Consider the following 24334-nt stretch of genomic DNA (forward strand, 5'->3'; position numbering starts at 1 on the left):
ACTAACTTTTGGAATATGTCGAAGCCTACGGGAGACGCGGCCGCTGCGTCACTACCTGATGTCGCCGATGTTTCCTCCCTGGAAGACGCGCGACTCGTCGGGTCGGACCGGGTCCTCGCCGTGCTCAAGGAATTGGCCCGGCATCCCGACGGGATCGGCCTCGAAGAACTCACCCGGGTGATCGGCAGCCCGAAACCGACCGTGCACCGCGGCCTGGTGTCGCTGCGCCGGGCCGGTCTCGCCGACCAGAACGCCCGCGGCCACTACGTGCTCGGCGACGAGTTCCTGCGGATGGCCTTCGCCCACCACGAGGCACGGCCGGAACACGTACGGATCAGGCCCGTCATCGAAGCCCTCGCAGCGCGTTACGGCGAGACCGTGCACTATGCCGTGCTCGACGGCCACGAGGTCGTCTACCGGGCCAAGACCGATCCGCCGCGTGGCGCCGTCCGGCTCACCTCCACTGTCGGGGGCCGTAATCCCGCCCATGCCACCGCCGTCGGAAAGCTGTTGCTCGCCCCTCAGCTCACCACGGTCGACGCGGTCGCGGCGTGGATCGGTGACACCGATCTGGAACGGCGAACCCCGAAGACCCGCTGCACCGCGCAGGAACTGCACGAAGACCTGCGGGTGATCCGCGAACGCGGCTTCGCCGTGGACGACCAGGAGAACGAGATCGGCGTGAACTGCCTCGCCGTCCCGGTGTATCTGACCTCCCCGGCTGTGCCGTCCGGCGCGGTCAGCGTCAGCGCTCTGACCTACCGGATGCCCCTGGAATCATTGATCGCCGCGGTCGGCGGCATCGTCGAACAACTCGGCGAGATGGGACGTGCCCGATGACCACTCGCACTCTGCTGCCTGCCACCGAGCAGACGTTCCGGCTCGGGGAAGGCCCCGTCTGGGACGCCCACAGCGGCCGGCTGCTGTGGGTCGACATCCTCGGCCGCGCCGTGTACCGCGGCGTTTTCGACGACGATCGACTGGTGGTCGAGCAGCGTGTCGGGTTCGCTGACATGGTCGGCGCGGTCACCGCCGCAGCCGATGGCACTCTGCTCGTCGCCGAGCAGGAACACCTGGTGCTGGTACGCCCCGACGGCACCCGGCGTGTCGGACCCCGGATCGTGCCGTCCGACCAGCGGCGCCGCCTCAACGACGGCAAGACCGACCCGGCCGGACGGTTCCTGGTCGGCAGCCTCGCCCTCGACGGGAACTCGCAGCACGAGATCCTGGTCCGCCTGGAGCCTGACGGCACGGTCACCAGCATCGACGACGACCTGACACTGTCCAACGGACTCGCCTGGTCCACCGACGGCCGTCGCCTGTTCAGCGTCGACACGTTCCGACGCACCGTCTTCGTCCGCGACTACGACCCACTCGGGGCACGGCGCAGCTTCGTGACCCTGGACGACGGTTATCCCGACGGCATCGCGATGGACGCCGCCGATCACCTGTGGGTGGCGGTCTGGGGCGCCGGCGAGGTCCGCCGATACGACCCGCAGGGCACCTGCGTCGAACGGATCGCCGTCCCGGCCCCGCACACCTCCAGCGTCGCGTTCGCCGGCGACGACCTGCGCCGTCTGGTGATCACCACCGCCACCGACGAACTCACCGTCGATCAGCGTCTTCAATTTCCCGACTCCGGGCGGGTCTTCACGGTCCGTGTCGACATCCCCGGCCATCCGGTACCAGCCTGGTCCGGCCGTCCCACCTTCTAGTTTCTGGAGCTCCACTCGTGTACCTGATGCGCATCGGCGCCCCCGGCGCCGAAAAGCCGGTCGCTCGTGTCGACGACACCACCTACGTCGACCTGTCCGACATCGTCGACGACTTCGACGAGGCGTTCTTCGGCAGCGGCGGGCTCGCCCGCATCGCCCCGGTCGTCGCCGAACGCACCGAGGCCGGGCAGGTGACCCCGTTTTCCGGTGAGCGCATCGGCGCGCCGATCGCCCGGCCGCACCAGATCCTGTGCATCGGGCTGAACTACCGCGACCACGCCGCCGAGACCGGCCAGGCCGTGCCGGACGAGCCGATCCTGTTCACCAAGTCGCCGAACACCCTGGTCGGACCGAACGACGACGTACGCATCCCGCGCGGCTCGACCAAACCGGACTGGGAGATCGAGCTGGGCATCGTCATCGGCCGGCGCACCAGTTATCTCGACTCCGTCGAGCAGGCCCGCGACGCCATCGCCGGATACGTCGTGGTCAACGACGTCAGCGAACGCTACTTCCAGATGGAACGCGGCGGCCAGTGGAGCAAGGGCAAGTCCGCCGAAACGTTCAACCCGGCCGGGCCGTGGCTGGCCACCACCGACGAGATCAGCGACGTGCTCAACCTGGACATGTGGCTGGACCTCAACGGTGAACGCCGGCAGACCGGCAACACCAAGACGATGATCTTCGACCCGTACTTCATCGTCCATCACCTGAGCCAGTTCATGGTCCTGGAGCCCGGCGACCTGATCAACACCGGCACCCCGCCCGGCGTGGGCATGGGCTTCCGCCCGCAGGTCTGGCTGCAGCCCGGCGACGTCATCGAACTCGGCATCGACGGCCTCGGCTCCCAGCGGCAGAACGTGATCGGCCCCCGATGAGAGCGTCCGTGCTCAGCGCGCCGGGTGTCTGCTCGGTGCAGGATGTGCCGGCGCCGGTGGCGGCCGCCGGAGAAGTCGTCGTCGACGTGGAACGCGTCGGCGTCTGCGGCACCGACGTCGAGTTTTTCACCGGCGAGATGGCCTACCTGCACGACGGGCACGCGCACTTCCCGATGCAACTCGGCCACGAATGGGCCGGCACCGTCTCCGCCGTCGGTGACGGCGTCGACCCGGGTTGGATCGGCCGGCGGGTCATGGGCGACACCATGCTCGGCGACGGCACCTGCCGTCGCTGCCGTCGCGGACACCAGCACGTCTGCGAACACCGCACCGAGGTCGGCATCCGCGGCGGCCGGCCCGGCGCACTCGCCGAGCAACTCGCCGTCCCGGCCACCTCGCTGCACGCACTGCCCGACTCCGTCGACGCGGTCCTGGGCGCGCTGGTGGAACCAGGCGGCAACTCCTGGCGAGCCGCGCAGGCCGCCGACCTGCAGCCCGGAGACCGGGCACTGATCCTCGGGCCCGGCACGATCGGGCTGCTGACGGCTATGTTCGCCCAGGCTGCGGGAGCCGAGGTGCACCTGATGGGCCGCTCCGAGTCGTCGCTGGCCTTCGCCCGTTCGATCGGCTTCACCAACGCGTGGACCGAGGACCACCTGCCCACCCTGCCGTACGACGCCGTGATCGACGCCTCGAACGCGGCGCCGTTGCCGGCCAAGGCGCTCAGCCTCGTCGAACCGGCCGGCCGGGTCGTGTACATCGGCCTCGCCGGTAGTCCTAGCGAGATCGACACCCGCCGGCTGGCGCTCAAGGACGTCACCGCCGTCGGGATCCTCTCCGCGTCCCCGGGGCTGGACCCGACGATCGCGGCGTACGCGAGCGGCGCCGTCGACCCTCGGCCGCTGGTCGCTGCGACCGTCGGCCTCGATCAGGTCGGCGCCGTCCTGGCCGGCAAACCCCTGCCCGGAGCCGGTCCCGGTCCGAAGATCCACATTGATCCCCGCCTGTGAGGACCACGACATGAGCGAATTCCAGGGCCTGGTCGCCCTCGTCACCGGCGGCGCCAGCGGCATCGGCGCGGCCACTGCAGCGATGCTTCAGCAGCGTGGCGCCCGGGTCGCCGTCCTCGACCTGGACGTCACGAGCGCGCCGGCGGGAACCGTGGCCTTCGGGTGCGATGTCACCGACGCCGCGTCTGTCGACCGGGCCGTCGCGGAAGCCGCCGCGCAACTCGGTGGCATCGACATCGTGGTGAACAATGCCGGGATCGGTGCGGCCGGCGACGTCAGCGAGAACGACGACACCGAGTGGGCCCGCGTTCTGGACGTCAACGTCACCGGAATCGCCCGGGTGTCCCGCGCCGCCCTTCCGCACCTGCGGCAGTCGGCGCATCCGGTGATCATCAACATGTGCTCGGCCGTCGCGTACGTCGGCGTCCGGCAACGAGCCCTCTACAGCGCGAGCAAGGGCGCGGTCCTCGCGCTCACCCTCGCCATGGCCGCCGACCACGTCGCCGACGGCATCCGGGTCAACGCCGTCGCCCCCGGCACCGCCGACACGCCATGGGTCGGCCGGCTGCTCGACTCGGCCCCCGATCCGGCCGCGGCTGCCGAGGCACTGCGTGCCCGCCAGCCCCTCGGCCGCCTGGTGACCGCCGACGAAATCGCCCACACGGTGGCGTCGCTCGCCTCACCGCTGGCGGCGTCCACCACCGCCAGCATCGTGCGCGTCGACGGCGGCATGACCTCCCTGAGAGTGTGAGGCCCTGATGAGTGCTTCCCGGACGGCGGTGGTCACCGGTGGCATGAGCGGATTCGGTGCCGGCATGGCCGCACGCCTGGCTGCCGACGGCGTCCGCGTGATCACCCTCGACATCGCCGAGGGCGCGGACCTGGCCGTCGATGTCACCGACGAGGCGGCGGTCCACGCGGCCGCCCGCCCGCGTCGGGCCGGTTGGTGATGCTGTCGCCGAGGAAGACGATGCGCCCGGGCGGCACACTGTGCCTCGAACTGTGAGGCGTGGTGCGCTACACGGTCCGCAGCAGGGCGTGACCGCGAGGCCGAATAATCTTCCGAGGGGATGGCGGTGCTGGCGTGGCACGGCGGGCGTGCGGTTCGTCGTGTGATCACTCCGTGGTCGTTCGTCGTGGCTGGTCAGATGGGTGACTTCCAGGTCAGCTGGTGGTCCCCGGAACCGACATGGACGGGACCGTCCGGAGTGTGAATCTCGGCGACGGCACCCGCCGGAACGCTCACTTCCAGGTCGATCTGACCGTCGCGGCGGTGCCATGCGCTGCGGGCGGTACCGAACGGGGTGTCGACCGTCGCGGCCGTGGACGACAACTGCTCGATGACCAGCGGGGCGATCCGGATGGTGCGCCAGCCCGGTTTGGCGGGCGATAACCCGGCCAGGCGTTCGGTGAGCCAGCCGGCCACGCTGCCCAGCGCGTAGTGGTTGTGGGACTCCTTGCCGCGCCCGTCGGCGTGATAGCCCTCCCAGGTCTCCCAGACCGTCGTGGCGCCCCGCTCGACCTGGTACAGCCAGGACGGGTTGGTGCTCTGGAACAACAGCCGGGTCGCCAGATCCAGACGGCCGTTGTCGACGAGGACACCGAGCAGCAGCGGAGTGGACAGGAAACCGGTGTCGAGGTGGTCGCCGGCGGCCTCGATCAGAGCGGCCAGGCGGTCGACCGCAGCGGGGCGCTGCTCGGGCAGCAGCAGGTCGAACGCGAGGGCACGGACGTAGTCGTCCTGCCGGCCGTAGCCGATGCGCCCGTCCGGATGGACGAACGCGGCCCGCCATGCGGCACGCACCTTGATGGAGTGCTGCTCGAACCGTTCCGCGTCCTGTTGGTTGCCCAGCACCGCGGCGGTGCGGGCCAGCAGCCGCGAGGAGTGCGCGAAGTAGGCGGTGGCGATGGCCGCGGGCGGACGCGCAACGTTGCGCAGGGCGGAGAGGACGACGTTCTCGCCGGGACGCAGCCACTCACCGAAGTGGAAGCCGGTGTCGAGGATGTAGCGTTCCTGCTTGCGCAGGTCACTCCGGTGGAGAGCCGCGAGCGGGAAACCGCGGCCGGGGTTACGGGCCGCCCGGGCCATCTGGACGACCCAGGCACGCATGCTGTCGTATTGACGTTCGAGCACATGGCGGTCGCCATAGTATTCGTACAGCGTCCAGGGCAGCATGACGGCGGCGTCGGCCCATCCGGCCGATCGCGACATTCCGTGCAGCAGACGCCGGCCCAGGCCACGCCCGGTGGTCGGCTGTTCGGACGGGATGAACAGTGGAACCGCGCCGTCGGGGTGTTGTTCCAGCGCCAGGTTGCGCAGGTACCGGCGTAGATAGGCCTGAGAGTCGGCGAGCATGGTGGCGGTCGGGCCGAAGACCTGGATGTCGCCGGTCCAGCCGGAACGCTCCCGGGTGGGGCAGTCGGTCGGGGTGTCGGTGAAGTTCGACCGCATGCTCCACACGACGTTGGAGTGCAACTGGTTCAGCCGCGGGTCCGAGCAGGTGAAGGTGCCGGAATACGGCAGGTCGGAGGAGAGCACGACGCCTTCGACATCGGCGGGGTCGATGTCGGCGTCGAGGCCGGTGACCTCGACGTAGCGGAAGCCGTGAATCGTGAACCACGGCTCGTACCATTCGTCGCGGCCACCGAGCACCACGGTTTCGCGTTGATACCACTTCTTCGGGCTGCTGGCGAGGTTGTAGTCGGTGTCCAGCTCGCCGTCGGGGGTGAGTAGTTCGCTGTGGGTCAGCCGAACGGTCCGGCCGGTGGGGCCGCTGAGCTTGATCCGGGTGACTCCGGCGAAGTTCTGGCCGAAGTCGAGGATCTGCGCGCCGGACGGTGCCCGGCTCACGGTCGCCCGTAGCCGTGCGACGTCATGGACGCGGGGGACCTCTTCGGCGATCAGCGGGTGCGCCTGATCGGCCAGGATGTGGGCGGGCCGGAAACGGGCGGGTGCGGCCGGGCCGGTGAGCCAATCGTCGTCGGTGATGCGTAGGTCGGCGCGTTCGCCGTTCTTCGGGTCGGAGCCGGTGATCCGCCCGGGGCCGGCGTGCCAGTTCTTGTCGCTGCCGGCGGTGACCGTGGTGCCGTCGGCGAGTTCGGCGACGACCTGGGCGTAGGCGACGACCTGGGTGCCGTAGTTGTTCCGTTTCCCGGCCAGGCCGAGTCCGCCCCGGTATCGGCCGTCACCGACGGCGAGGGCCAGGACGTTGCTTCCCCGGCTCAAGGCTTCGGTGACGTCGTAGGTCTGATATTCCACCGCCTGGTCGAACGGCGTCCAGCGGGGGACCAGAGCATGCCCGGTCAGATCAGTTCCGTTGACGAAGAGCCGGTACCAACCGAGCGCGCTGACGTAGGCCCGGGCGCGAACCACCTCCGCGCCGAGGTCAAGGAGTCCGCGAAGATAGACGACGGCGTCGTCCTGCTTGGACGCGGGTGTGGCGCCGCCGATCCAGCTCGCCTGCCACAGGTTCGGGTCGAGGATGGCCGTTTCGAACCAGGCGGGTTCGCTCCAGTCACCTTCCGACTCGGGTGCATCACCGGTGGTGTGCCAGACACGCACCCGCCACCAGTATCGGTGCATCGACTGCAGGGCACGGCCGGCGTAACGGACGCCGAACGGTTCGGCGGAGTCGGTGCGCCCGCTGTCCCACACCACGTCGCCGAAGCTGCTGTCGGCGGAGACTTGAATGGCGTACCCGGTCTGCCGCACGTCGTCCTGCCGGGTGGTCAACATCCAGGCGAACTCGGGGCTCGGGGCGTCCACGCCCAGGGGCTGTTCGAGGGCGTTGGTGCGCAGTCGTGTGCAGTTCATCGGCGCTGGTCCTTGTCGTGCGGTGGTGCCGGGGTCAGCGAACGGATTTGATTTTGAAGATGCTGACGGCGCCGATGATGATGATGGTGAGCGAGAGGATGAATACCGGTCGGTAGCCGAGCCCGGCGGAGATGATGCTTGAGGTGATTAGGGGTGCGAGTACGGCGGGCACGGTGTTGGCGGTGTTGAGGATGCCGAGGTCTTTTCCGCGGGCGTTTTGGGAGGGGAGTACTTCGGTCATGAGGGCGGCGTCGACGGAGAGGAATGCGCCGAGGCCGAGGCCGGATACTGCGGAGAAGATGATCATTGAGGTTGGTGTCGGCCAGAACAGTGGTAGGGCTACGGCGAGGCCGAAGAGCATGGAGGAGATGAAGATGGGCATCTTGCGGCGTCCGATGCGGTCGGAGACTGGGCCGGCGACGACGGTGCCGATCACGATGGTGATGAGGCTTGCGGCTCCGGCGATCGCGACGGTGTCGCCGGCTTGTGAGTCGGTTAGGCCGATGTAGTCGGTGAGTAGGTAGAGCATGAAGTTTTGCACCATGTAGAGGCCGAGCAGGAGCAGGAAGCGGCCGGCGAAGGCCCAGTAGAAGTCGGGTGCGCCGGTCGGGAACCGGAAGGTGTCGGCAAGCCCGCGGAGGTCGAGTTTTGTGCGTGGCTGGTCGGTGCTGGGGTAGTCGGGTGCGAGGAACACGAACGACAGCGGCAGGGTCAGCATGACTGCTGCCAGGATTGGGAACAGGGCGTCGGGGTCGCTGATGAAGCGTGATGCGGCGATTGATCCGGCAGCGCCGGCGAAGACTTGGGCGCCGCCGTAGATGGCGGAGGCGGTGCCTCGCTTGTCGGTGGGGATCCGGTCGGGGAAGACTGCGAGGACGGCGGCGGGGAGTGCGTTGAAGAACAGTGAGTAGCCGATCCAGACTGCGAAGAAGCTGCTGATGGTCTGTGTGAGTGGCACTAGGAGCAGGAATCCGGCGCCGGTGGCCGCGCCGAAGACGATCCAGGGTGTGCGGCGTCCCCATCGGCTGCGGGTGAGGTCTGAGATCGCGCCCCACGCGAACAGGGCGATCGTGGTGGCGACCGCGCTGAGCGCGGTTCCGGCACCGAGGTAGAACACTTTGTCGTCGGGTTCCAGGACGGCGATCTTCGCGGCGGCCAGGACGCCGACAAAAGCGCTGTTGGCGAAGAGCCAGCCGAATCCGATGAGGAACAGGCCGGTGCCGAGGCGGCGCTGGCTGACCCGGGACCGGACGGTGGTGTCCGGCACCGGCGGATCGTCGAGGGCGCGGGGTTCAGGTAGTTCAGTGGACATATGCGTCAACTCTCTGAACAGGGCAGTGGTCTAGTAGGGGGTGACCTGCTTGAGCTGGATCGAGGCGGTGCCGTGAGTGCGGCTCACCGCTGTGACGACGATGTCGCCGGCGTCGTGGCCGGCGCGGACCACGGCGAGGGCGCGGCCGCGGTAAGTGCTGTGTTCGTGGTCGGCGAAGGATTCTGCGGTCGCCGGTGCCGCGCTGCCGAAGCCAGCCAGGGTCGCCGGCCCTTCTACGGTGATGTGGATCTGGTCCTCGTCGAGCATGTCGACTACGTCGTTCGCGTCCGCGAGTTCGACGCGTACGAAAGCAAGGTCTTGATCGTCTGCCCTTAGCTCGACGGTCTCGGCGGTCAGCCGCAACCGGGCCCGGCCGGCGGTGCGCAGCGATGAGCGCCCGCTCTCGGCGCCGTCACGGTAGGCGACGGCGGTGACCTCGCCCGGCTGGTAGCGGGTCCGGAATCGGGCGACGAAGCCATGGACGGGCTCACGCCCGATGGACTGTCCGTTGACCAGCAGTTCCACCTCGTCGCCGGCGCTGTAGATCTCGATCTCCGTCGGTTTTCCGGCGCATCCGCACCACGACCAGCTGGCGACGGCGTCGGTCGAACGCCACGCCGTCCGGCTGACAGGCCGGCCGACGACGTCCGGTGGCCGGACGGTGATCACGGGCGCGTCGAGCAGCCCCCAGACGGTTTGGGCGAGGAATGCCGGAGCGCCGGGCTCGCCGGTGATGTCGATGGCGCCGCAGCCGCCGGTGAGGTGGGGGTACGGCTTGTGCAGGCCGCCGCGGCGGGTGCCGTAGGTCCAGGTGCCGATGCCGGCCTCGCCGAGATAGTCCCAGCCGGTCCACATGAAGTCGCCGATCACGTTCGGCAGCCGCTCGACCAGCGCCCAGTTGGCGGCGATGTCGCCGGGCATCGTCTCGGTGCCGACGATCACCCGGTCCGGGTGCAGCCGGGAGTCAGTCTCGTACCGCACGGTGCCGTAGTTGTATCCGGCGACATCGAGGATGTCGAAGATCGCGCGGGTCGCCTTGTCGGCGCGCTTGAGGCGCGGCACGGTCTTCATCAGGCGGCCGAACTGGTTGGTCAGGACATTGACCATGGTGCTGTTCATGGGTGGGGCGGACTTGCTCGACGGCTGCTCGGCAGGGCTGCCCTTGAGCGTTGTCGGCCAGCTCAGCGTCGCCGCCATCAGGTTGACACCCATGGTGACCGGGCGGCCGGGATCGAGGGCGCGGACGTGGTCGGACATCCGGCGGGCCGTCGCCACACCGTACGGCGTGGCCGGTTCGCTGTTCTCGTTACCGATCGAGTACATGATCACGCTGGGATGGTTGCGGTCCCTGATGATCATCGCGTCGGCGTCGGCCTGCCAGGTCGCGGCGAAATGCGGGGCGTCGTCGTGCTCGGTCTTGTGGTCGTACCAGCCGTCGTAGAGCTCGTCCATGACGTACATGCCGAGCTCGTCGCAGGCGTCGAGCAGGTCGCGGGAAGCCGGGTTGTGCGCGCTGCGGATCGCGTTGAACCCGTTGTCCTTGAGGATGCGGACCCGCCGGAACTCGGCGGCGCGGAAGGTGGCCGCGCCCAGCACCCCGCTGTCGTGGTGCACATTCGCGCCGCGCAGCAGCGTCGGCACGCCGTTGACCCGGAGCCCGTGGCGCCCGTCGAGGTCGATCGTGCGCAGCCCGATCTTCGTCGTCTGCTCGTCACGGACCTGGCCGTGGGTGCTGATCCGGATCGTGGCGTCGTACAGGTTCGGCTGCTCGGCCGACCAGAGCAGGGGAGCGGGGAGGGTCAGTGTCACCTGGGCTGTCGAGCCGGCTGTGCGGGTGGTCGCGACGAGGCCACCGATCGCGACGTACACGTCGATCGGTTCGCTGTCCGGATTGGCGAGGTCCAGCGTGACGTCGACCTGGGCGGCGCCGTCGCCGGCGACGGTGCGGAATCGGGCGCTGCCGGGCACGATGTGCACGGCGTCCTGGACTCGCACCCACACGGGGCGATAGATGCCGGAGCCCGTGTACCAGCGGGAGTTGGGCACCTGCGTGTTGTCGACGGTCACCTCGACCAGGTTGTCCGCGCCCAGGTTGAGTTCCGGGTCGATGCGGACCTCGAATTCGGTGTAACCGCTGACCGTGCTGCCGACCGTCTGACCGTTGACGAACACCTGGCTGTGCCGGTAGACGCCTTCGAACAGCAGGCTGACCCGCTTGCCCGCGAGGTCCCGTGGCGCGTGCCAAGTCTTCTGGTAGCGGTAGGCGCCGCCGAGGAAATAGGCACCGTGCCCGCCCGACGGGCTGTCAGCTCGACGGCCTTCACCGAGCATCGCGTCGTGCGGGAGCGTCACCGGCGTGGAGGAGCCGTCCGGCAGCCGCTGCGCCTGCCAATCCGAGTTGAACAGCGACAGGCTCATGTCATGCCGCCGCGAGGTGGACGGGTTGTCCGCGGGTGATGCCGTTCTCGTTGAAGGAGTCGACGGCGATCCAGTAGTCGTGGTCCGCGTTGAGGGCGCTCAGGTCGAGGTCGGTGCGGTCGTAGAGCAGCCAGCTCTGGTAGAGCTTGTCGGCGGCCAGACCGTATCGGACGTTGTATCCCGGGGCAGTCGGCGCGCCATTCCAGGTGACGGCGGCGTTGAGAGGACTGGTATGGCGAGCACGAGGGGTCACTGCCGCGGGTGCGGCACCGGCGCCGTGGCCGAAGACCCGCAGACCGCTGACGGCCAGTTTTGATCCGTACGGCTGGGCGTACCCGGTCAGGCGGATGTGCCGGTAGGCGCGCGGCTCGTCGAGTTCGACGAACAGGTGGGTGCGGCTGACCTTCGCCCCTCGCGTGTCGTACAGCGGTTCCCAGGTCACACCGTCGGCGGAGCCTTCGAGCAGCACTTCCACGGCAGGCTCGGCCATGTCGATGCGCCGGCGCCAGACCAGGGTCTGCTGGGTCTCGGCCCACTTCGGTTTCGGCGGGCGGATCTCGTGGTCGGCGAGGTTGATCTGTACGGACGAGACGGTGGCGCCTTCGGGAATGTCGACAGAGATCCAGTGGCCCGGCGTGGCGTCGGCGGGCACCCACCAGGTTCGGGCGTCTTCGTTCACCGCGAGCTCGGCCGCATGTGCGGGGTCGGCGGAGGAGACGGTGACGGGCCGCCGGTCGGACAGCAGCATCGCTTTGGCCGACAGCGACCACGGGTCCGCGGGGCCGTTCGGCACGGTCATCGGGTAGTCGGCGAACTCCTGGTTGCAGAAGAGCACGCCGTCGGCGTCGAAGCCGGCCGGGAACAGGCCGATGCGTCGTTCGAACATGTGCTGCACGGAGATCCGCATGGTGGCCATGTGCCACCAGTTGCCGTGCCGGTCCTGGATGGTCGATCCGTGGCCTGCGGCGGTCATGAAGCCGCCGGGCTTGGAGGAGAACGGTGACTGCGGGGAGTAGATGAACGGGCCGAGCGGCGATGGCGCGGTGTAATAGCCGTCCGCGTAGGTGTTGAGCTGGGTGCCGGGAGCCGCGTACTGCAGGTAGTAGACGCCGTCGTATTTGGTCATCCAGGCGCCCTCGAAGTACGGATCGGTTCCGGCGATCTTCTCCATGAGGACACCCATGCCGTTGGACTGGCGGTGGTCGTGGTTCTCGCCGGGGCGTTCCCAGCCGTGGGCGCGTACATCGCCGCTGATGATCGGCACGGGCTGCCCGATGCGCTCGAACGTCGTACGGTCGAGTTCTTGGCCTTGAATGGGTTTTTTGTTCGAGGTTCCCCAGTAGAGGTAGACGCGGCCGTCGTCGTCCTGGAAGAGGTTGGGGTCGAAGAAGGCGAACGTGCCCGGGATCTCCTGCCACTGGCCGCTCAGAGGGTCGGTGGTGCGGAAGAACGAGCAGGGCTTGACGCTGCGTGACGCGCACACGACGAGGTGGCCGTCGATCTCGCGGACATCCGGTGCGTAGTCGTAGGTCGGCAGGGTCGGGGTGGCCGCGAATTCCCAGGTGGCCAGATCGTCGGAGTGCCAGAACCCGCCGGACATCGAGGGGAAGAGGTAGTAGCGGTCCTTGTAGAGGATCACGGACGGGTCGGCTGCCTCCCGGAACACACCACGCCAGAACGGGCCGACCGACATGTCCGAGAACCGGTAGGCGATGTCGAGGGGATTGCAGGTGAAGCTGCTCATGGCGGGTGACGGCCTTTCTAGTGACTATCTGCCGATCGGTAGATGAAGTTACGGCCAGGTTGCGATCGGGTCAACGGGATGACGAAAAATATCTACCGTATGGAAGATGAGATTGGGGGCGTCCGAACGGGCGCCCCCAATCGTGGGCGTTATGCGTAGAACGCCCCGCCGCCGTCGACGGACAGCGTCGTCCCGGTGATGTACGAGGCGTCCGGCCCGGCCAGGAAGACCGCTGCCCGGCCGACATCGCCCTCGGCGTCGCCGAACCGCGGGATCGACATCGTCGCTACGACGGCCTTGTAGTCATCCGGGTTGGCCTTGAAGTGCGCCTCGGCGCCCGGGGTCATGACACCCGGTGCGATGCAGTTGACCGTGATGCCGAGCGCACCCCACTCCCGTGCCGCCGAGCGGGTCAGAGCGCCGATCGCGCCCTTGGTCGATACATAGGTCGCGTACCCTGCCATGCCGAGCAGCTCGGAGGCTGAGCGCAGGTTGATCACGCGACCGTAGCCGTCCTTCAGGTACGGGAAGCAGGCGCGCATGAAGTAGAAGCAGGCCCGCGGCCCGGTGCCGAACGCCAGGTCGAGGTCGGCGTCGGTGACCTCGGCCAGCGGCACGCCGGAGCGAGACGCCTGCGCGTTGTTGACCAGGATGTCCACCGTGCCGAAGCGGTCGACCACGTCGGCCACGGCCGAGTCGACGGCTGCGGAGTCGCTGATGTCGGCGGTGATGGCCAGGCCGGTCGCGCTGGCGGCCTCGATCAGGCCTACGGTCTGCTTCGCGCCGTCGCCGTTGATGTCGATGACGGCAACGGCGGTGCCCTCTTTGGCGAGGGCGGTCGCGATGCCGCGGCCGACTCCGCCGCCGGCGCCGGTGATGATGGCGACTTTCCCGTCGAGCGTTCCCATGATCATTTCCGTTCGTGTGGTGGTGCGGATGCCCGATGGCCCGCCGACATCACTGCTCCTTGGTGATGAGCGGCTGAATGTCGTCGAAGGTGCTCGGGCTGTGGGCTGCGGCAGCGATTCCCCACGTCCCCGGCCGGCGTGACCAGGCCCGGGTCTGCGGATCGCGTTGCCGGGTCGGGGTCAGATCGAGGGTGACCTCGACGGTGGCCTCGGCTCCTGCGGCAAGTTCGACGCGGCGGAAACCGATCAGCTGCGGGATCGGCCGGGCGGCCGAGGTGTCCGCGGCATAGATCTGGACCACAGTCGATCCGGCACGCTTGCCGGAGTTGCGGACCCGTACGGTCGCGGTGCCGGTGGTCTCGGTGGCTTCGTGCCCGAGGAGGTCCTGTTCGAAGGTGGTGTAGCCGAGCCCGAAACCGAACGGGAAGGCTGCGGCGTTCCCGTCGCGGTCGAGTTTGCGCTGTCCCCACCAGGCGTCGTAGACGATCGAGCGCGCCTCCGCGTCGAAGAACGGCAGGTGCTCGGCACTGGTGGGGATGGACACCGGCAGGCGGCCGCCGGGTTCGGCGGCGCCGGTCAGCACGTCGGCCAGAGCCCGCCCGCCCTCCATCCCGGGGTACCAGGCGTGCAGGATCGCGGGAACCTGTTCCCTCCACGCCTCGATGATGATGGCGCTGCCGCCGATCAGCACGGCCACGGTCCGCGGGTTCGCGGCGGCGACCGCGGCGACCAGCCGCTCGTCGTCGTCGTGCAGGGTCAGTGACTCCCGGTCTCCGCCCTGGCCGAACTGGCTGCTCTTCCTCGCCAGCTTCTCCATCGCCCACTTGACCGGGCTGAAGTTGAACGGGAAACCGAAGATGTCGAGGTTGGCGTCACCGTTCTCGATACGTTCGCCCTCGTCGTCGTGGTCCATGCCGACGACCAGGATCGCCGCGTCCGCGGCGGTGGCCGCGGCGACGGCCGCCGTGATGTCGGCACCGTCGGCGTGCACGATCTCGACGCCGGGCAGGGCCTCGCGCAGCCCGTCCAGCGGTGAGCTGGTGCTCGGCGGGTGCACCAGCGACGAACCGTGGTCACCGGTGTTGGCTTGCGCGGCGAGTTTGCCGATCACCGCGAGCCGTTTGATTTCCGGTGCGAGCGGCAGCACCGGGGTGTCGTCGACAGGGTCGTTCTTGAGCAGCACCATCGCCTGCGTGGCGACGCGCCGGGCCAGCGCGCGGTGGGCCGGTGAGGCGATCACGTCAGTGGCGGGTTCGGCCGGGTCGCGGGTCGCAGCGTGCCGCAGGGTGGTGCGCAGGATGCGGTGCGCCGATTGGATGACGGTGTCCCGGGCGAGGCGTCCGTCCTTGAGCGCGCCGGGCAGTTCCCGTGCCCGCAGCAGGCGCAACGGCATCTCGACGTCCATGCCGGCTTCCAGGCTTTCGAGCCCGGCGTGAGTGCCGAACACCCAGTCGCTGGTGACGAAGCCGTCGAAGCCCCACTCGTCGCGCAGGATGTCGGTGAGCAGTGCCTTGTTGACGTCCATGAACTTGCCGTTGACCGAGTTGTAGGCGCTCATCACCGACTCGGCCCCGGCGTCCACGACCGCCTTGAAGTGCGGCAGGTACACCTCGTGCAGGGCGTGATCGTCGACGGTGACGTCGACCCGGAAGCGGGCGTTCTCCATCGAGTTGAGGGCGAAATGTTTCACGCAGGCCATCACGTTCGGGCGCAGCCCGCGGGTGAGCCCGGCGCCCATCCGGCCGATCAGGACCGGATCCTCGCCGTAGGTCTCCTGGGCCCTGCCCCAGGCGGGGTGCCGCAGCAGGTTGATGCAGACGGCCCCGGAATAGTTGGCGCCGCGGGCGCGGGCCTCCAGGCCCATGGCCGTCCCGACCTGCTGTTCGAGGTCGGGATCCCACGTCGCACCGCGTGCCATGCTCACCGGGAACGCGGTCGACCCTTCGATGACCACGCCGCGGGGCCCGTCGGTGAACCGGACGCCGGGGATGCCGAGGCGGGCGACGGCTCCGCCGGTGATCGGCCCGGATTTGATCTTTCCGGGAAGCGCGATCATCGACCGGGGCAGAACGTCCCCGTCGAGCAGCCACAGCAGCTCGTCGTCGGTCATTTCGGCGATGAGCAGGTCAGCAGCATCAGCGGCGTCGAGTTCGCCCGCGCGGACTCGACGAACGCTGTCGCCGAAAGTGTTCTGTGGTGCCACCTCAGTCGTTCCCTTCATGTCACAGGTACCGGTACAGCTGGATCTCGACGATGCCGGTGCTGCGCATGTCGAACGGGATGGGGAAGACGGCGGGTGTCGCCGCGGTCAGCGCCGGGAACCGGACCATCTGACCCGAACCGGTCTCGTCGCCGCCAAGCCGCCGGACGACCTCCTCCGCCTCAGGGCCTGCGAGCTCGGTGGCGCCGAGAATCCCCACCCGGGACCCGTCCGTCGGGGCGAAGGTGACGGAGAAGCCGCGGCCGATGACGACGAATTCGTCGTGGCCTGTCTCGACCAGAGCTCCGTAGGCGGGGTAGACGGGCGGGAACAGCCCGGACGGGTCGGCGCTATCGATCTGAAGGGTCACACCGTCGAACTCGAAGCGGGCGGAGGGCTGCTCGGCACTGAGAAGGAAACCGCGGGAAGAACCCGACGGCACACGCTTGCGAACGCTCGCGAAGGCCCGGAGCAGCCGGTACCCGTCGCTCAGATCGTCGTAGCCGGCGGCGCCCGGAAGCAGGGAATCGACGCCGAACGGGGCGACGCCCAGAGCCCGGTGCTCACCGAGTGCCAGGAACATGTGGCCGACGCCTCGGGGTGAGCGCCGCATCTCGGGGATGAACAGGCGCCCGCCGGACGCATCGGAGTAGCGGCGGCAGAGCTCGTCGAAATCGCCGAAGTAGATGTCCGGGGCCAGAAAGTCCAGGCTCGGGGCGAGGGCACGCCAGATCGGCGCCAGGTGGGACAGCGGGCCGCCACTCGGGTAGAAACCGGCGCTCTCGCCGCCGGCCATCTCCGCCCAGGCCGGCATGTCCGGCAGATCCAGTTCGACGGGGGTGTCGAGCCAGGCGTTGGCGAACAACGGAAGGTCCCACTCGGCGCGGCCGGCGGCGGCCACCGCCTCGATGTAGGTCGCGAAAGCAGCAGCCATGAACCCCTCGTCGGCTGCTGAGCCCAGCACCGATTCCCAGGTGCCGCCGGTGGGGGAACCGGCGGCGAGCCAGGCCTCGTGCAGTCGCCCGGCGCCGCTGCCGGAGATCGCCGCAATGACGGCGTCGGGCACCTGCTGAGCCCAGGCCTGTTCGGCGAGAGGGCTGCGGTCGCGGGCGTCACCGAGGATGCCCACCTCGTTCTCGACCTGCACCATGAGCACGACACGCTCGGTGTCGACGTCACGGATGCGGCCCAGCAGTGCCCGGAACGCGGCGGCGTCGGCGGCGCGGGACTCGGCACCGAAGGGGGACAGCACCTCGACCGGGCCGGCGTGCCGCAGTTCAGCGCGGGGGAATCGCGCGGTATCCCGCTTCACCCAGGACGGCGCGTAGGACGACATGCCGTTCTTCCACGATCCGAACCAAAGCGGGATCACCGCGAGACCCTCGGCCGCTGCGGTCGCGATCAGGGCGTCGACGAGGGTGAAGTCGTAGACGCCCTCCTGAGGTTCGAACAGATCCCAGGCCACCGGTGCGAGGACGGTGTTGGCTCCGATCTCGCGCATCGCCCGCAACGACCGGGTGATCGCGGAAACCGAGCTGGAACTGGAATTGTGCAGCTCGGCTCCGACGACCAGGAACGGTCGTCCGTCGCGTTCGAGGAGTGCATCGGTGAGGCGGACCTCGGGCGTCATAGGTTTTGATCCTCTCGGCGACCGCCTTAACTGCCATTTGGTAGATAAAAGTTACGGCCGCGTTGCGCCCCGGTCAACAGGGGTCGGCGCAATATCTACCGTGTGGAAGATAAAAATACGAAGACTGCTGCCCAAACGCGCCGCCACCGGCGGCATGTGCTCGGCCTGACCGGATCGCTCTGGTCACGATGACGGTAGATGCGCCCCGTCGAGGGTGTTGACGAACACAGAACCCGCCGCGGCGGAAAGGATCACGGCGTGACGCCGGGCCGTTTCCGGAACTCCGCTCCGGCGCGGGCGCCACCGTCCACCAGGATGTCGACGCCGGTCAGGTAGCCCGGAGCCGAACCGGCGCAGAAGGCGAGCACGGCGGCGATCTCCTCGGGTTTGCCGAACCGTTTGATGGCCGAGACCTTCAGGAACTCGGCGGCGCCGTGATTCTCTTCGAGCCGGCCCATTGCGGTGTCGAAACTCCCGGGTGAGACGGACACGATGCGGGCTCCGCGCTTGCCGAAGGCGACGGCCTGGGAGCGGGTGTACCAGAGGACGAAGGCCTTGCTGATCCCGTAGGCGATCCCGGAATGCAGCTTGCGGCCCGCGACACGGGCACGCCGAACGATCGCGCGTTCGAACGCTGCCGGATCGGTCTCCGCCAGCCGGAAGGAGCCGAACGGGATCAGGATCTTGGGGAGCCCGTGGCCCGCGGTCGAGGCGACGTTGACGAGGACGTCGCCCTCGGCCGCGCGGGCGAGGAACGCCCGGGTGACGTTGACGGTGCCGGTGCCGTTGATGCGGGCGACGCGTTCGGCCGACCCCATCTGCGGGCTGATGCCGGCGGCGTGCACGACCGCGCGAACGTGATGGCCTCCGCGCTCCGCCTCGTCGAGCAGCCGCTCGACGGAGGCGCGGTCGGTGATGTCACACACCGCTGATGCCGCTTCGATGCCGCCGGCTGCGAGTTCGGCGACCGCGGTGTCGAGACGCTGCTGGTCAAGGTCGGCGATCACCACGCGGTGATCACTTCCGAGGATCTTCGCGGTGGCCAAACCCATGCCACCGGCTCCTCCGGTGATGATGGCGGTCTGTGTCATGGCTGAGGTGCCTTTCGCTTCGTGCTTTCGCTGTGAACTGAGGTTCGTGCTTTCGCTGTGAACTGAGGAGAGGGCACCGTGTGCCGCACACGTCAGGACGTGGAGCAGCCGAGCAGGGTGCGGATGACCGCGGAGGTCGGCGCCGGGCGCGCGCCGGGCGTGAGGGCGCGAAACAGTACCGTCCCGATCAGCGCGTCGGCGATCGCCGTGGTGTCCGCGTGCGGACCCACCTGGCCGGCTGCAGCACCCTGAGTGAGTCGCGCGACGAGCGCCCGGTGGAACGGGCCGGTGCTCATCTCGTAGAGCAGACGCGCGTCGGCCTCGTTGTCGGACGCCGCGGTGACCAGGGCGAGCATCAGCCCTCCGGCCTGTGGATCCTCCAGTGAGTGCACGATCGTGTCGAGCCAGGCGATCAGATCCGGCTCCAGATGTCCGGTGTCGGGTATCGGCACCGCGGGCAACGTCAGCTCACCACTTGTCACGAGCTCAGCGACGATGAGCTCTTTCGATCGCCACCAGCGGTAAACGGTCTGACGCCCGCTGCCGGCACGCGCGGCGATCGCCTGCACCGTCAACTGTTCGTAGCCGGCTTCGGCGATCAGGTCGCGGGCGGCCGCCAGGATCGCGTGCCTCGCCTGTTCGCTGCGAGGGCGTCCGCGTCCGCGCCCGCTCTCAGCCATGCTCTCGATCTCGGGTCACGTAATTACGATACACCTGACTCGTATATCGGGCGGTGCGGCCCTGGTCGGCTCGGATGACCTCAGCGAGCATCGATCACGCTGCGAGTCCGGTGGTGCGCTGCATTTGTGTGTCGTAGCGGTGAAAGGTGTTCTTGCCGGATGCCTTAGCGGTATACAACGCGTCGTCCGCTTCGCGGAGCAGGGTCCTCAGGTCATGCCCTTTGCCGGTTGCGAGGCTGATGCCGATGCTGGCGCTCACCCGCGCGGTGGCATCGCCTATCGGGATGGGCTCGGCAATGTGCCGCAGAAGGCGCTGTGCGAGAGCCTCGGCGTGGTGAGTGTCAGCGATCCTGGGGAGCAGGACGACGAATTCGTCGCCGCCGAGTCGCGCCGCGACGTCGCCAGGGCGGATCGCTTCGGTCATACGGCTGCCGACCTCGATGAGTACGGCGTCGCCGGCGGCGTGGCCGAGGGTGTCGTTCACCGGTTTGAAGCCGTCAAGGTCGATCAGCAGGACGGCCGCCTGCTGGTGTGGCTGGACTGAGTCAAGAATCTGCTCGGCGTGTGCGTGGCACGCTGCCCGGTTGTACAGGCCGGTGAGGGAGTCATGGTGCGCCTGCCGATCGAGGAGCTCACGCTGACGGTCGATCTGGTGTGCTTGGTCGCGGATGACGAGAAGGCTGAGGAACTGGCGGATCATTGCCATCGCGGTGGTGGCGAGCAGGACGCAGATCAGCATGGGGTTAGCGCCGTCGGGCTGCAGTGACAGGGCTGCGACCGCGACGAATGTCAGGGACATGGGGACGTACGGCAGGAGCATCCAGACGACGCTGAACGAGGGGTTGTGGGGTTGATGGGCTCCGCCGGCGATGTCCCTGCTCACCAGGACCAGCAGCAACGCGATGGTGACCACTGCCGTGTCGGCGAGCGCGGCGTACGGCGAGTCCTCGTTGCCGTAATCGAGGAGGCCGAGCAAGACGTTGACGGCGTAGAGCGTGAGTATCGTGCCGAGCAGATGGGCGGCGTGGCCGGATCGGCCCGGCGCGGTGTTGACGATCGACACGAGAGCCCATGCCGCTCCGAAGATCGCGCAGCCTTCCAAGAGCCCCATCACGCTCGAGGCGCCGTACGGCAGGGCGCCGATCGCCGGTTCGATGGCGAACCGCCAGACGAGACTGAAGACGGCGGCACTGCCGGCGGCGACGTCCAACACTCGGGTGACCAGGGCCAGGCCCGTGGTTTCGGAGCGGATCAGTAGGCCGAGTTGCAGAACCATCATCGCGACCAGGCTGAGAGCGAGGGTGACCTGGACAGGCGGTGGCACTGACGCCGGGCCCTGTGGCAGAAGGTAGAGAAGCCCGAGGAAGCCGGAGGCCGCGGCCCCGGCGAGGCAGGCGCCACGTGTCCGTCCGTGGGTGGATCGGGCCGATCGGATGAATCCTGCGGCTGCGTAGGCAGCGAGAGCCGCGACCAGAGCCGCGATGATCGTCGCCGTCATGTCGTCGCGCAACAGCGAGGCCGCCGACTGCACCAGAACGCCCGCCGCCACCGCGGCACTGACCGATATGCCGAACTGATGCCTCACAGGGAATCATTCGGCTTGTCCGGCGCCCGGATGAGAAATTGCTCGACGGCGGCGCGTTCCACCCATGAAACCACGATGGGGGCGCCCATCCGGACGCTCCCATCGTCGTACGTCGGTTTTCGGGCCAGGTCAACGGCGGTGGTGAGGTTCCTCGGCGGCGGGGCTCCGCGTCGCGTCGGTGTGATCGAGTCCGATGGTGCGGTTGGCCTCGGCCACGTCCCTGATATCACCGGCATGGTGATGCACCGGGGTGCCGCCATCCGGCGTGGGGCGCACCAGTTGCGTGCCCTCGATGTCGACGTTCGGCAGGACTCGTTGCAGCCATTGCGGCATCCACCATGCGCTGCGGCCGAGTAGGTGCAGCACTGCCGGGACCAGGGTCATCCGGACGATGAAGGCGTCGACGGCGACGCCGACAGCCAGGGCGAAGCCGATGGCCATGATGGTGGCGTCGCCGCCGAAGATGAAGGCCGCGAACACCGCTGTCATGATCAGGCCGGCGGCGGTGACGACCCGGGCGCTGTCGCGCATGCCGTCGGTGATGGCCTGGCGAGCGTCGTCGTGGTGGGTGAAGGCCTCCTTGATCCGGGAGACTAGGAAGACCTCGTAGTCCATCGCCAGGCCGAACAGGATGCCGATCACCAGTACGGGCAGGAAGCTCAGGATCGGTCCTGTGGCCTCGATGCCGAACAAGCCACCGAGGTGTCCTTCCTGGAATACGAGAGTGACCATGCCCATCGACGCGCCCAGCGAGAACAGGAAGCCCACAGCGGCTTTGACCGGGACCAGGATCGACCGGAACACCAGCAGAAGCAGGACCAGGGCGAGTACGACGATCAGGATCAGGAACGGGGCGAGGGCACTGCTGAGTTTGTCGGAGACGTCGTTGTTGAACGCGGTCGTGCCGGTGACGTACGTGGTGATCCCGGCCTGCCGTGCCTCTGCTTGTGCGCCGGCGGTGCGGATCCGGGTGACCAGTTCCTTGGTCTGTTCGGAGTCCGGACCGGATTTGGGGATGATCGCCAGCAGCGACACGTCGCCGGCCTCGTTGGTGGCGGCGGGGGCCGCGACAGCGATGTCCGCGTCGTCCTTCAGTGCCGTTGCCGCCGCGGTGGCGATGTCCGCCATGTCGGTGCGGCCGGACCCGGACAGCACCAGCGTGAGGGGCGCGTTGAAACCATCGCCGAACCCCTCGGCGAGCAGGTCGTAGGCCCGGCGTTCGGTGGTGTCGGTGGATTTGGTGCCGTCGGAGGGCAGCCCGAGGCGCATGTCCAGGACCGGGAACGCCATGGCGCCGACGACTGCCAGACAGGCGATCACCGTCAGCCACGGCTGGGCGGTCACGATGCGCGCCCACCGCTGGCCGAACGGGTTCGGCTTCGGCTCGGCGCGCCGGTTCAGGAAGGCGATGCGCCCCTTGGCGATCCGGCCACCGGCGAACCCGAGGATCGCCGGCACGAGAGTGACCGCGAGCAACACGGTGATAGTGACGGTAGCGGCGGCGCACAGGCCCATGACGGTCAGGAACGGAATGTTCGCCACGGCCAGACCGCACAGCGCGATCACCACCGTCACGCCGGCGAAGACCACAGCGCTGCCGGCGGTGGCGGTTGCCGTGGCGATCGACTCGTGAACGGGCATGCCGTCGTGGACCTGCTGGCGGTGCCGGGCGACGATGAACAGGGCGTAGTCGATGCCGACGGCCAGGCCCAGCATCGTGGCCAGCGCGGGTGCGGTCGAGTTGAGGGTGACGAATCCGGTGACCACCTGGATGCCGAGCATCCCGACGCCGACGCCGACCAGGGCGTTGATCAGGGGCATGCCGGCGATCATCAAACCGCCGAGGGTCACCGCCAGCACGAGATAGGCGATGATGATGCCGTACAGTTCGGCGCTGGCTCCGGCTTCCTCGGTGGTGGAGATGACGCCGCCGGAGAACTCGACCTGCAGGCCGGCCGCCCGGGCCGGCGCGACGATCGTCTCGAGTGCCTCTTTGGCCTCGTCGGTGATGTCGGCGACCGCCACGGCGTAGCTGACGTCCGCGTACGCGATGCGTTTGTCCGTGCTCAGCGTGGACTCGATGAATCCGCTGACCGCGATGACCTGCGGCGCCTTGGACAGAGCCGCCAGCGCGTCGGAGGCCAGTTCGGTGTAGGTGGATTCGGTCAGGGTGTGCCCGTCCGGGGCGGCGACCACGATCCTGGCACTGGCGCCGCCGGTGCCGGGGAACTTCTCGGCGAGCAACTCGATGGCGCGCTGCGATTCGGTGCCGGGAATCGTGATCGACGAGCTGGTGGGCTTGGACAGCGTTGCCGCACCGATGCCGACGGCAGCCAGCACGGCTACCCACGCTGCCAGGACGATCCAGCGACGCCTGGCCGCGGCGGCACCGAGCCGATAGAGAAGGTTTGCCACAGGACTCCGCCCCTTGGATTTACCGCGTGCGCACTCGAACGTCGATGAACGCTGGTGACAGAGATGCGCTCAGCCCATTCTTTGCGGGACCGGGGAACCGCCGGAGCCAAAACAGTCAAAGACCGGACGAATCCTGTGGCCAAAGCGACGTCGTACCTCTGCTGTTACCTGCGGTGCCGATGCGAGGCCAGATCCACATGGACGGCCGGGCCATCGGGGCGCTGGGAGCGGTCGTGCGAGTCAGGATCGCTGTGCCGGCTCCGGCAGGGCGTCACCCGGCCTGACCAGGTCATTCTGGTAGGCGATGACCACCAGTTGTGCCCGGTCCCGGGCATTCAGTTTGATCATCGTCCGGTTGACGTGGGTCTTCACCGTCAGCGGTGAGAGGTGCAGCCGGGCCGCGATCTCGTCGTTGGATAGCCCGTGCGCTACAAACACCAGGATCTCGTGCTCCCGCTCGGTGACCAGGTCGAGCGCTGCCAGGCGCGGGGTGGCAGGGCGGGTCTGGTGGATGAAGCGGCTGACCAGGCTCCGGGTGGCGCGCGGGGAGAGCAGGGCCTCACCGTCAGCGACCACCCGGATCGCGGTGACCAGTTCGGCCGGTGCGACGTTCTTGCCAAGGAAGCCGCTGGCGCCGGCCTGCAGGGCGAGGATCACGTTGTCGTCGTTGTCGAAGGTGGTGAGCACCAGCACGCGTACCCCGGCAAGGCGTTCGTCGGCGCAGATCCGCCGGGTCGCCTCGATGCCGTCCATGTGCGGCATCCGGATGTCCATCAGCACGACGTCGACCCGGGCGGTGTGCGTCAGGTCGACGGCCTCACGCCCGTCAGCGGCCTCGCCGGCCACTTCGAACCCGGGCTCGGCATCGATGATCATTTTGAAGCCGGCCCGGATCAGGGCCTGATCGTCGGCGAGCAGGACACGGATCGTCACG

18 protein-coding genes and 1 pseudogene are annotated in these 24334 nt (G+C 68.4%); 6 read left to right on the plus strand and 13 right to left on the minus strand.

All coding sequences use genetic code 11. From position 1 onward, the window contains the following. The first annotated feature begins 15 nt into the window (after window positions 1-15). Genes B0I29_RS35240 through B0I29_RS35265 form a run of 6 tightly spaced genes read left to right on the plus strand, consistent with a single transcriptional unit; the run spans window position 16 to window position 4553 of the window. Entirely contained in the window at window positions 16-840 is an 825-nt protein-coding gene (locus B0I29_RS35240) for an IclR family transcriptional regulator (protein ID WP_111653457.1), read from the plus strand. Beyond that, entirely contained in the window at window positions 837-1715 is an 879-nt protein-coding gene (locus B0I29_RS35245) for an SMP-30/gluconolactonase/LRE family protein (protein WP_111653458.1), read from the plus strand. The genes B0I29_RS35240 and B0I29_RS35245 overlap by 4 nt, the downstream gene beginning before the upstream one ends. Before the next feature lie 26 nt (window positions 1716-1741). After that, window positions 1742-2593: a fumarylacetoacetate hydrolase family protein gene (locus B0I29_RS35250; RefSeq protein ID WP_221402259.1), complete on the plus strand. Its 852-nt coding sequence runs from the start codon at window positions 1742-1744 to the stop codon at window positions 2591-2593. Then, complete coding sequence (locus tag B0I29_RS35255) at window positions 2590-3603, plus strand: zinc-dependent alcohol dehydrogenase (RefSeq protein ID WP_111653460.1); 1014 nt, start codon at window positions 2590-2592, stop codon at window positions 3601-3603. The genes B0I29_RS35250 and B0I29_RS35255 overlap by 4 nt, the downstream gene beginning before the upstream one ends. Window positions 3604-3613: 10 nt before the next feature. Beyond that, on the plus strand, window positions 3614-4354 hold the full coding sequence (locus B0I29_RS35260) for an SDR family NAD(P)-dependent oxidoreductase (RefSeq protein ID WP_111653461.1): 741 nt from the start codon (window positions 3614-3616) through the stop codon (window positions 4352-4354). Window positions 4355-4361: 7 nt separating this feature from the next. Next, window positions 4362-4553: a hypothetical protein gene (locus B0I29_RS35265; protein WP_181558136.1), complete on the plus strand. Its 192-nt coding sequence runs from the start codon at window positions 4362-4364 to the stop codon at window positions 4551-4553. Window positions 4554-4747: 194 nt separating this feature from the next. Here B0I29_RS35265 and B0I29_RS35270 read toward each other — a convergent pair whose 3' ends face one another. From B0I29_RS35270 to B0I29_RS35325, 13 genes and pseudogenes are all read right to left on the minus strand, one after another. Then, on the minus strand, window positions 4748-7417 hold the full coding sequence (locus B0I29_RS35270) for an alpha-L-rhamnosidase (RefSeq protein WP_111653462.1): 2670 nt from the start codon (window positions 7415-7417) through the stop codon (window positions 4748-4750). A 34-nt stretch (window positions 7418-7451) separates the two neighbouring features. Beyond that, window positions 7452-8729 (minus strand): MFS transporter, encoded by a 1278-nt coding sequence (locus B0I29_RS35275; protein ID WP_111653463.1) that lies wholly within the window; start codon window positions 8727-8729, stop codon window positions 7452-7454. Window positions 8730-8759: 30 nt separating this feature from the next. After that, window positions 8760-11147 (minus strand): glycoside hydrolase family 2 TIM barrel-domain containing protein, encoded by a 2388-nt coding sequence (locus B0I29_RS35280; protein ID WP_111653464.1) that lies wholly within the window; start codon window positions 11145-11147, stop codon window positions 8760-8762. Between the two features lies 1 nt (window position 11148). Continuing rightward, window positions 11149-12891 carry a family 43 glycosylhydrolase gene (locus B0I29_RS35285; RefSeq protein ID WP_111653465.1) on the minus strand — a complete coding sequence of 581 codons (1743 nt, stop codon included), beginning with the start codon at window positions 12889-12891 and terminating at the stop codon, window positions 11149-11151. A gap of 149 nt (window positions 12892-13040) precedes the next feature. Continuing rightward, window positions 13041-13799, minus strand: coding sequence for an SDR family NAD(P)-dependent oxidoreductase (locus tag B0I29_RS35290; protein WP_111653535.1), 759 nt, complete (start codon window positions 13797-13799; stop codon window positions 13041-13043). Between the two features lie 49 nt (window positions 13800-13848). Then, on the minus strand, window positions 13849-16020 hold the full coding sequence (locus tag B0I29_RS35295; RefSeq protein ID WP_111653466.1) for a beta-glucosidase family protein: 2172 nt from the start codon (window positions 16018-16020) through the stop codon (window positions 13849-13851). A gap of 1 nt (window position 16021) precedes the next feature. Then, a complete protein-coding gene (locus B0I29_RS35300) occupies window positions 16022-17629 on the minus strand; it encodes a DUF5597 domain-containing protein (protein WP_111653467.1) in 1608 nt (535 codons plus the stop codon). A 251-nt stretch (window positions 17630-17880) separates the two neighbouring features. Continuing rightward, window positions 17881-18720 (minus strand): SDR family NAD(P)-dependent oxidoreductase, encoded by an 840-nt coding sequence (locus B0I29_RS35305; RefSeq protein ID WP_111653468.1) that lies wholly within the window; start codon window positions 18718-18720, stop codon window positions 17881-17883. Between the two features lie 92 nt (window positions 18721-18812). Then, window positions 18813-19400, minus strand: coding sequence for a TetR/AcrR family transcriptional regulator (locus B0I29_RS35310; RefSeq protein WP_111653469.1), 588 nt, complete (start codon window positions 19398-19400; stop codon window positions 18813-18815). Between the two features lie 94 nt (window positions 19401-19494). After that, window positions 19495-20676 (minus strand): GGDEF domain-containing protein, encoded by a 1182-nt coding sequence (locus B0I29_RS35315; RefSeq protein ID WP_181558137.1) that lies wholly within the window; start codon window positions 20674-20676, stop codon window positions 19495-19497. A 438-nt stretch (window positions 20677-21114) separates the two neighbouring features. Then, entirely contained in the window at window positions 21115-22254 is a 1140-nt protein-coding gene (locus tag B0I29_RS47880) for an MMPL family transporter (protein ID WP_375790602.1), read from the minus strand. Between the two features lie 78 nt (window positions 22255-22332). After that, a pseudogene (locus B0I29_RS47885) lies at window positions 22333-23400 on the minus strand (MMPL family transporter); the annotation flags it as partial. Between the two features lie 240 nt (window positions 23401-23640). Then, complete coding sequence (locus B0I29_RS35325) at window positions 23641-24333, minus strand: response regulator (protein WP_111653536.1); 693 nt, start codon at window positions 24331-24333, stop codon at window positions 23641-23643. Window position 24334 lies beyond the last annotated feature (1 nt).

The sequence above is a fragment of the Actinoplanes lutulentus genome, from assembly GCF_003259845.1.
In the GTDB taxonomy this organism is placed as follows: domain Bacteria; phylum Actinomycetota; class Actinomycetes; order Mycobacteriales; family Micromonosporaceae; genus Actinoplanes; species Actinoplanes lutulentus.

Excerpts from the sequence above, each read along its gene's own strand:
- B0I29_RS35240 (WP_111653457.1), top strand. The coding sequence starts at position 16 with ATGTCGAAGCCTACGGGAGACGCGGCCGCTGCGTCACTACCTGATGTC.
- B0I29_RS35245 (WP_111653458.1), top strand. The coding sequence starts at position 837 with ATGACCACTCGCACTCTGCTGCCTGCCACCGAGCAGACGTTCCGGCTC.
- B0I29_RS35250 (WP_221402259.1), top strand. The coding sequence starts at position 1,742 with ATGCGCATCGGCGCCCCCGGCGCCGAAAAGCCGGTCGCTCGTGTCGAC.
- B0I29_RS35255 (WP_111653460.1), top strand. The coding sequence starts at position 2,590 with ATGAGAGCGTCCGTGCTCAGCGCGCCGGGTGTCTGCTCGGTGCAGGAT.
- B0I29_RS35260 (WP_111653461.1), top strand. The coding sequence starts at position 3,614 with ATGAGCGAATTCCAGGGCCTGGTCGCCCTCGTCACCGGCGGCGCCAGC.
- B0I29_RS35265 (WP_181558136.1), top strand. The coding sequence starts at position 4,362 with ATGAGTGCTTCCCGGACGGCGGTGGTCACCGGTGGCATGAGCGGATTC.
- B0I29_RS35270 (WP_111653462.1), bottom strand. The coding sequence starts at position 7,417 with ATGAACTGCACACGACTGCGCACCAACGCCCTCGAACAGCCCCTGGGC.
- B0I29_RS35275 (WP_111653463.1), bottom strand. The coding sequence starts at position 8,729 with ATGTCCACTGAACTACCTGAACCCCGCGCCCTCGACGATCCGCCGGTG.
- B0I29_RS35280 (WP_111653464.1), bottom strand. The coding sequence starts at position 11,147 with ATGAGCCTGTCGCTGTTCAACTCGGATTGGCAGGCGCAGCGGCTGCCG.
- B0I29_RS35285 (WP_111653465.1), bottom strand. The coding sequence starts at position 12,891 with ATGAGCAGCTTCACCTGCAATCCCCTCGACATCGCCTACCGGTTCTCG.
- B0I29_RS35290 (WP_111653535.1), bottom strand. The coding sequence starts at position 13,799 with ATGGGAACGCTCGACGGGAAAGTCGCCATCATCACCGGCGCCGGCGGC.
- B0I29_RS35295 (WP_111653466.1), bottom strand. The coding sequence starts at position 16,020 with ATGAAGGGAACGACTGAGGTGGCACCACAGAACACTTTCGGCGACAGC.
- B0I29_RS35300 (WP_111653467.1), bottom strand. The coding sequence starts at position 17,629 with ATGACGCCCGAGGTCCGCCTCACCGATGCACTCCTCGAACGCGACGGA.
- B0I29_RS35305 (WP_111653468.1), bottom strand. The coding sequence starts at position 18,720 with ATGACACAGACCGCCATCATCACCGGAGGAGCCGGTGGCATGGGTTTG.
- B0I29_RS35310 (WP_111653469.1), bottom strand. The coding sequence starts at position 19,400 with ATGGCTGAGAGCGGGCGCGGACGCGGACGCCCTCGCAGCGAACAGGCG.
- B0I29_RS35315 (WP_181558137.1), bottom strand. The coding sequence starts at position 20,676 with ATGGTTCTGCAACTCGGCCTACTGATCCGCTCCGAAACCACGGGCCTG.
- B0I29_RS47880 (WP_375790602.1), bottom strand. The coding sequence starts at position 22,254 with ATGCGCCTCGGGCTGCCCTCCGACGGCACCAAATCCACCGACACCACC.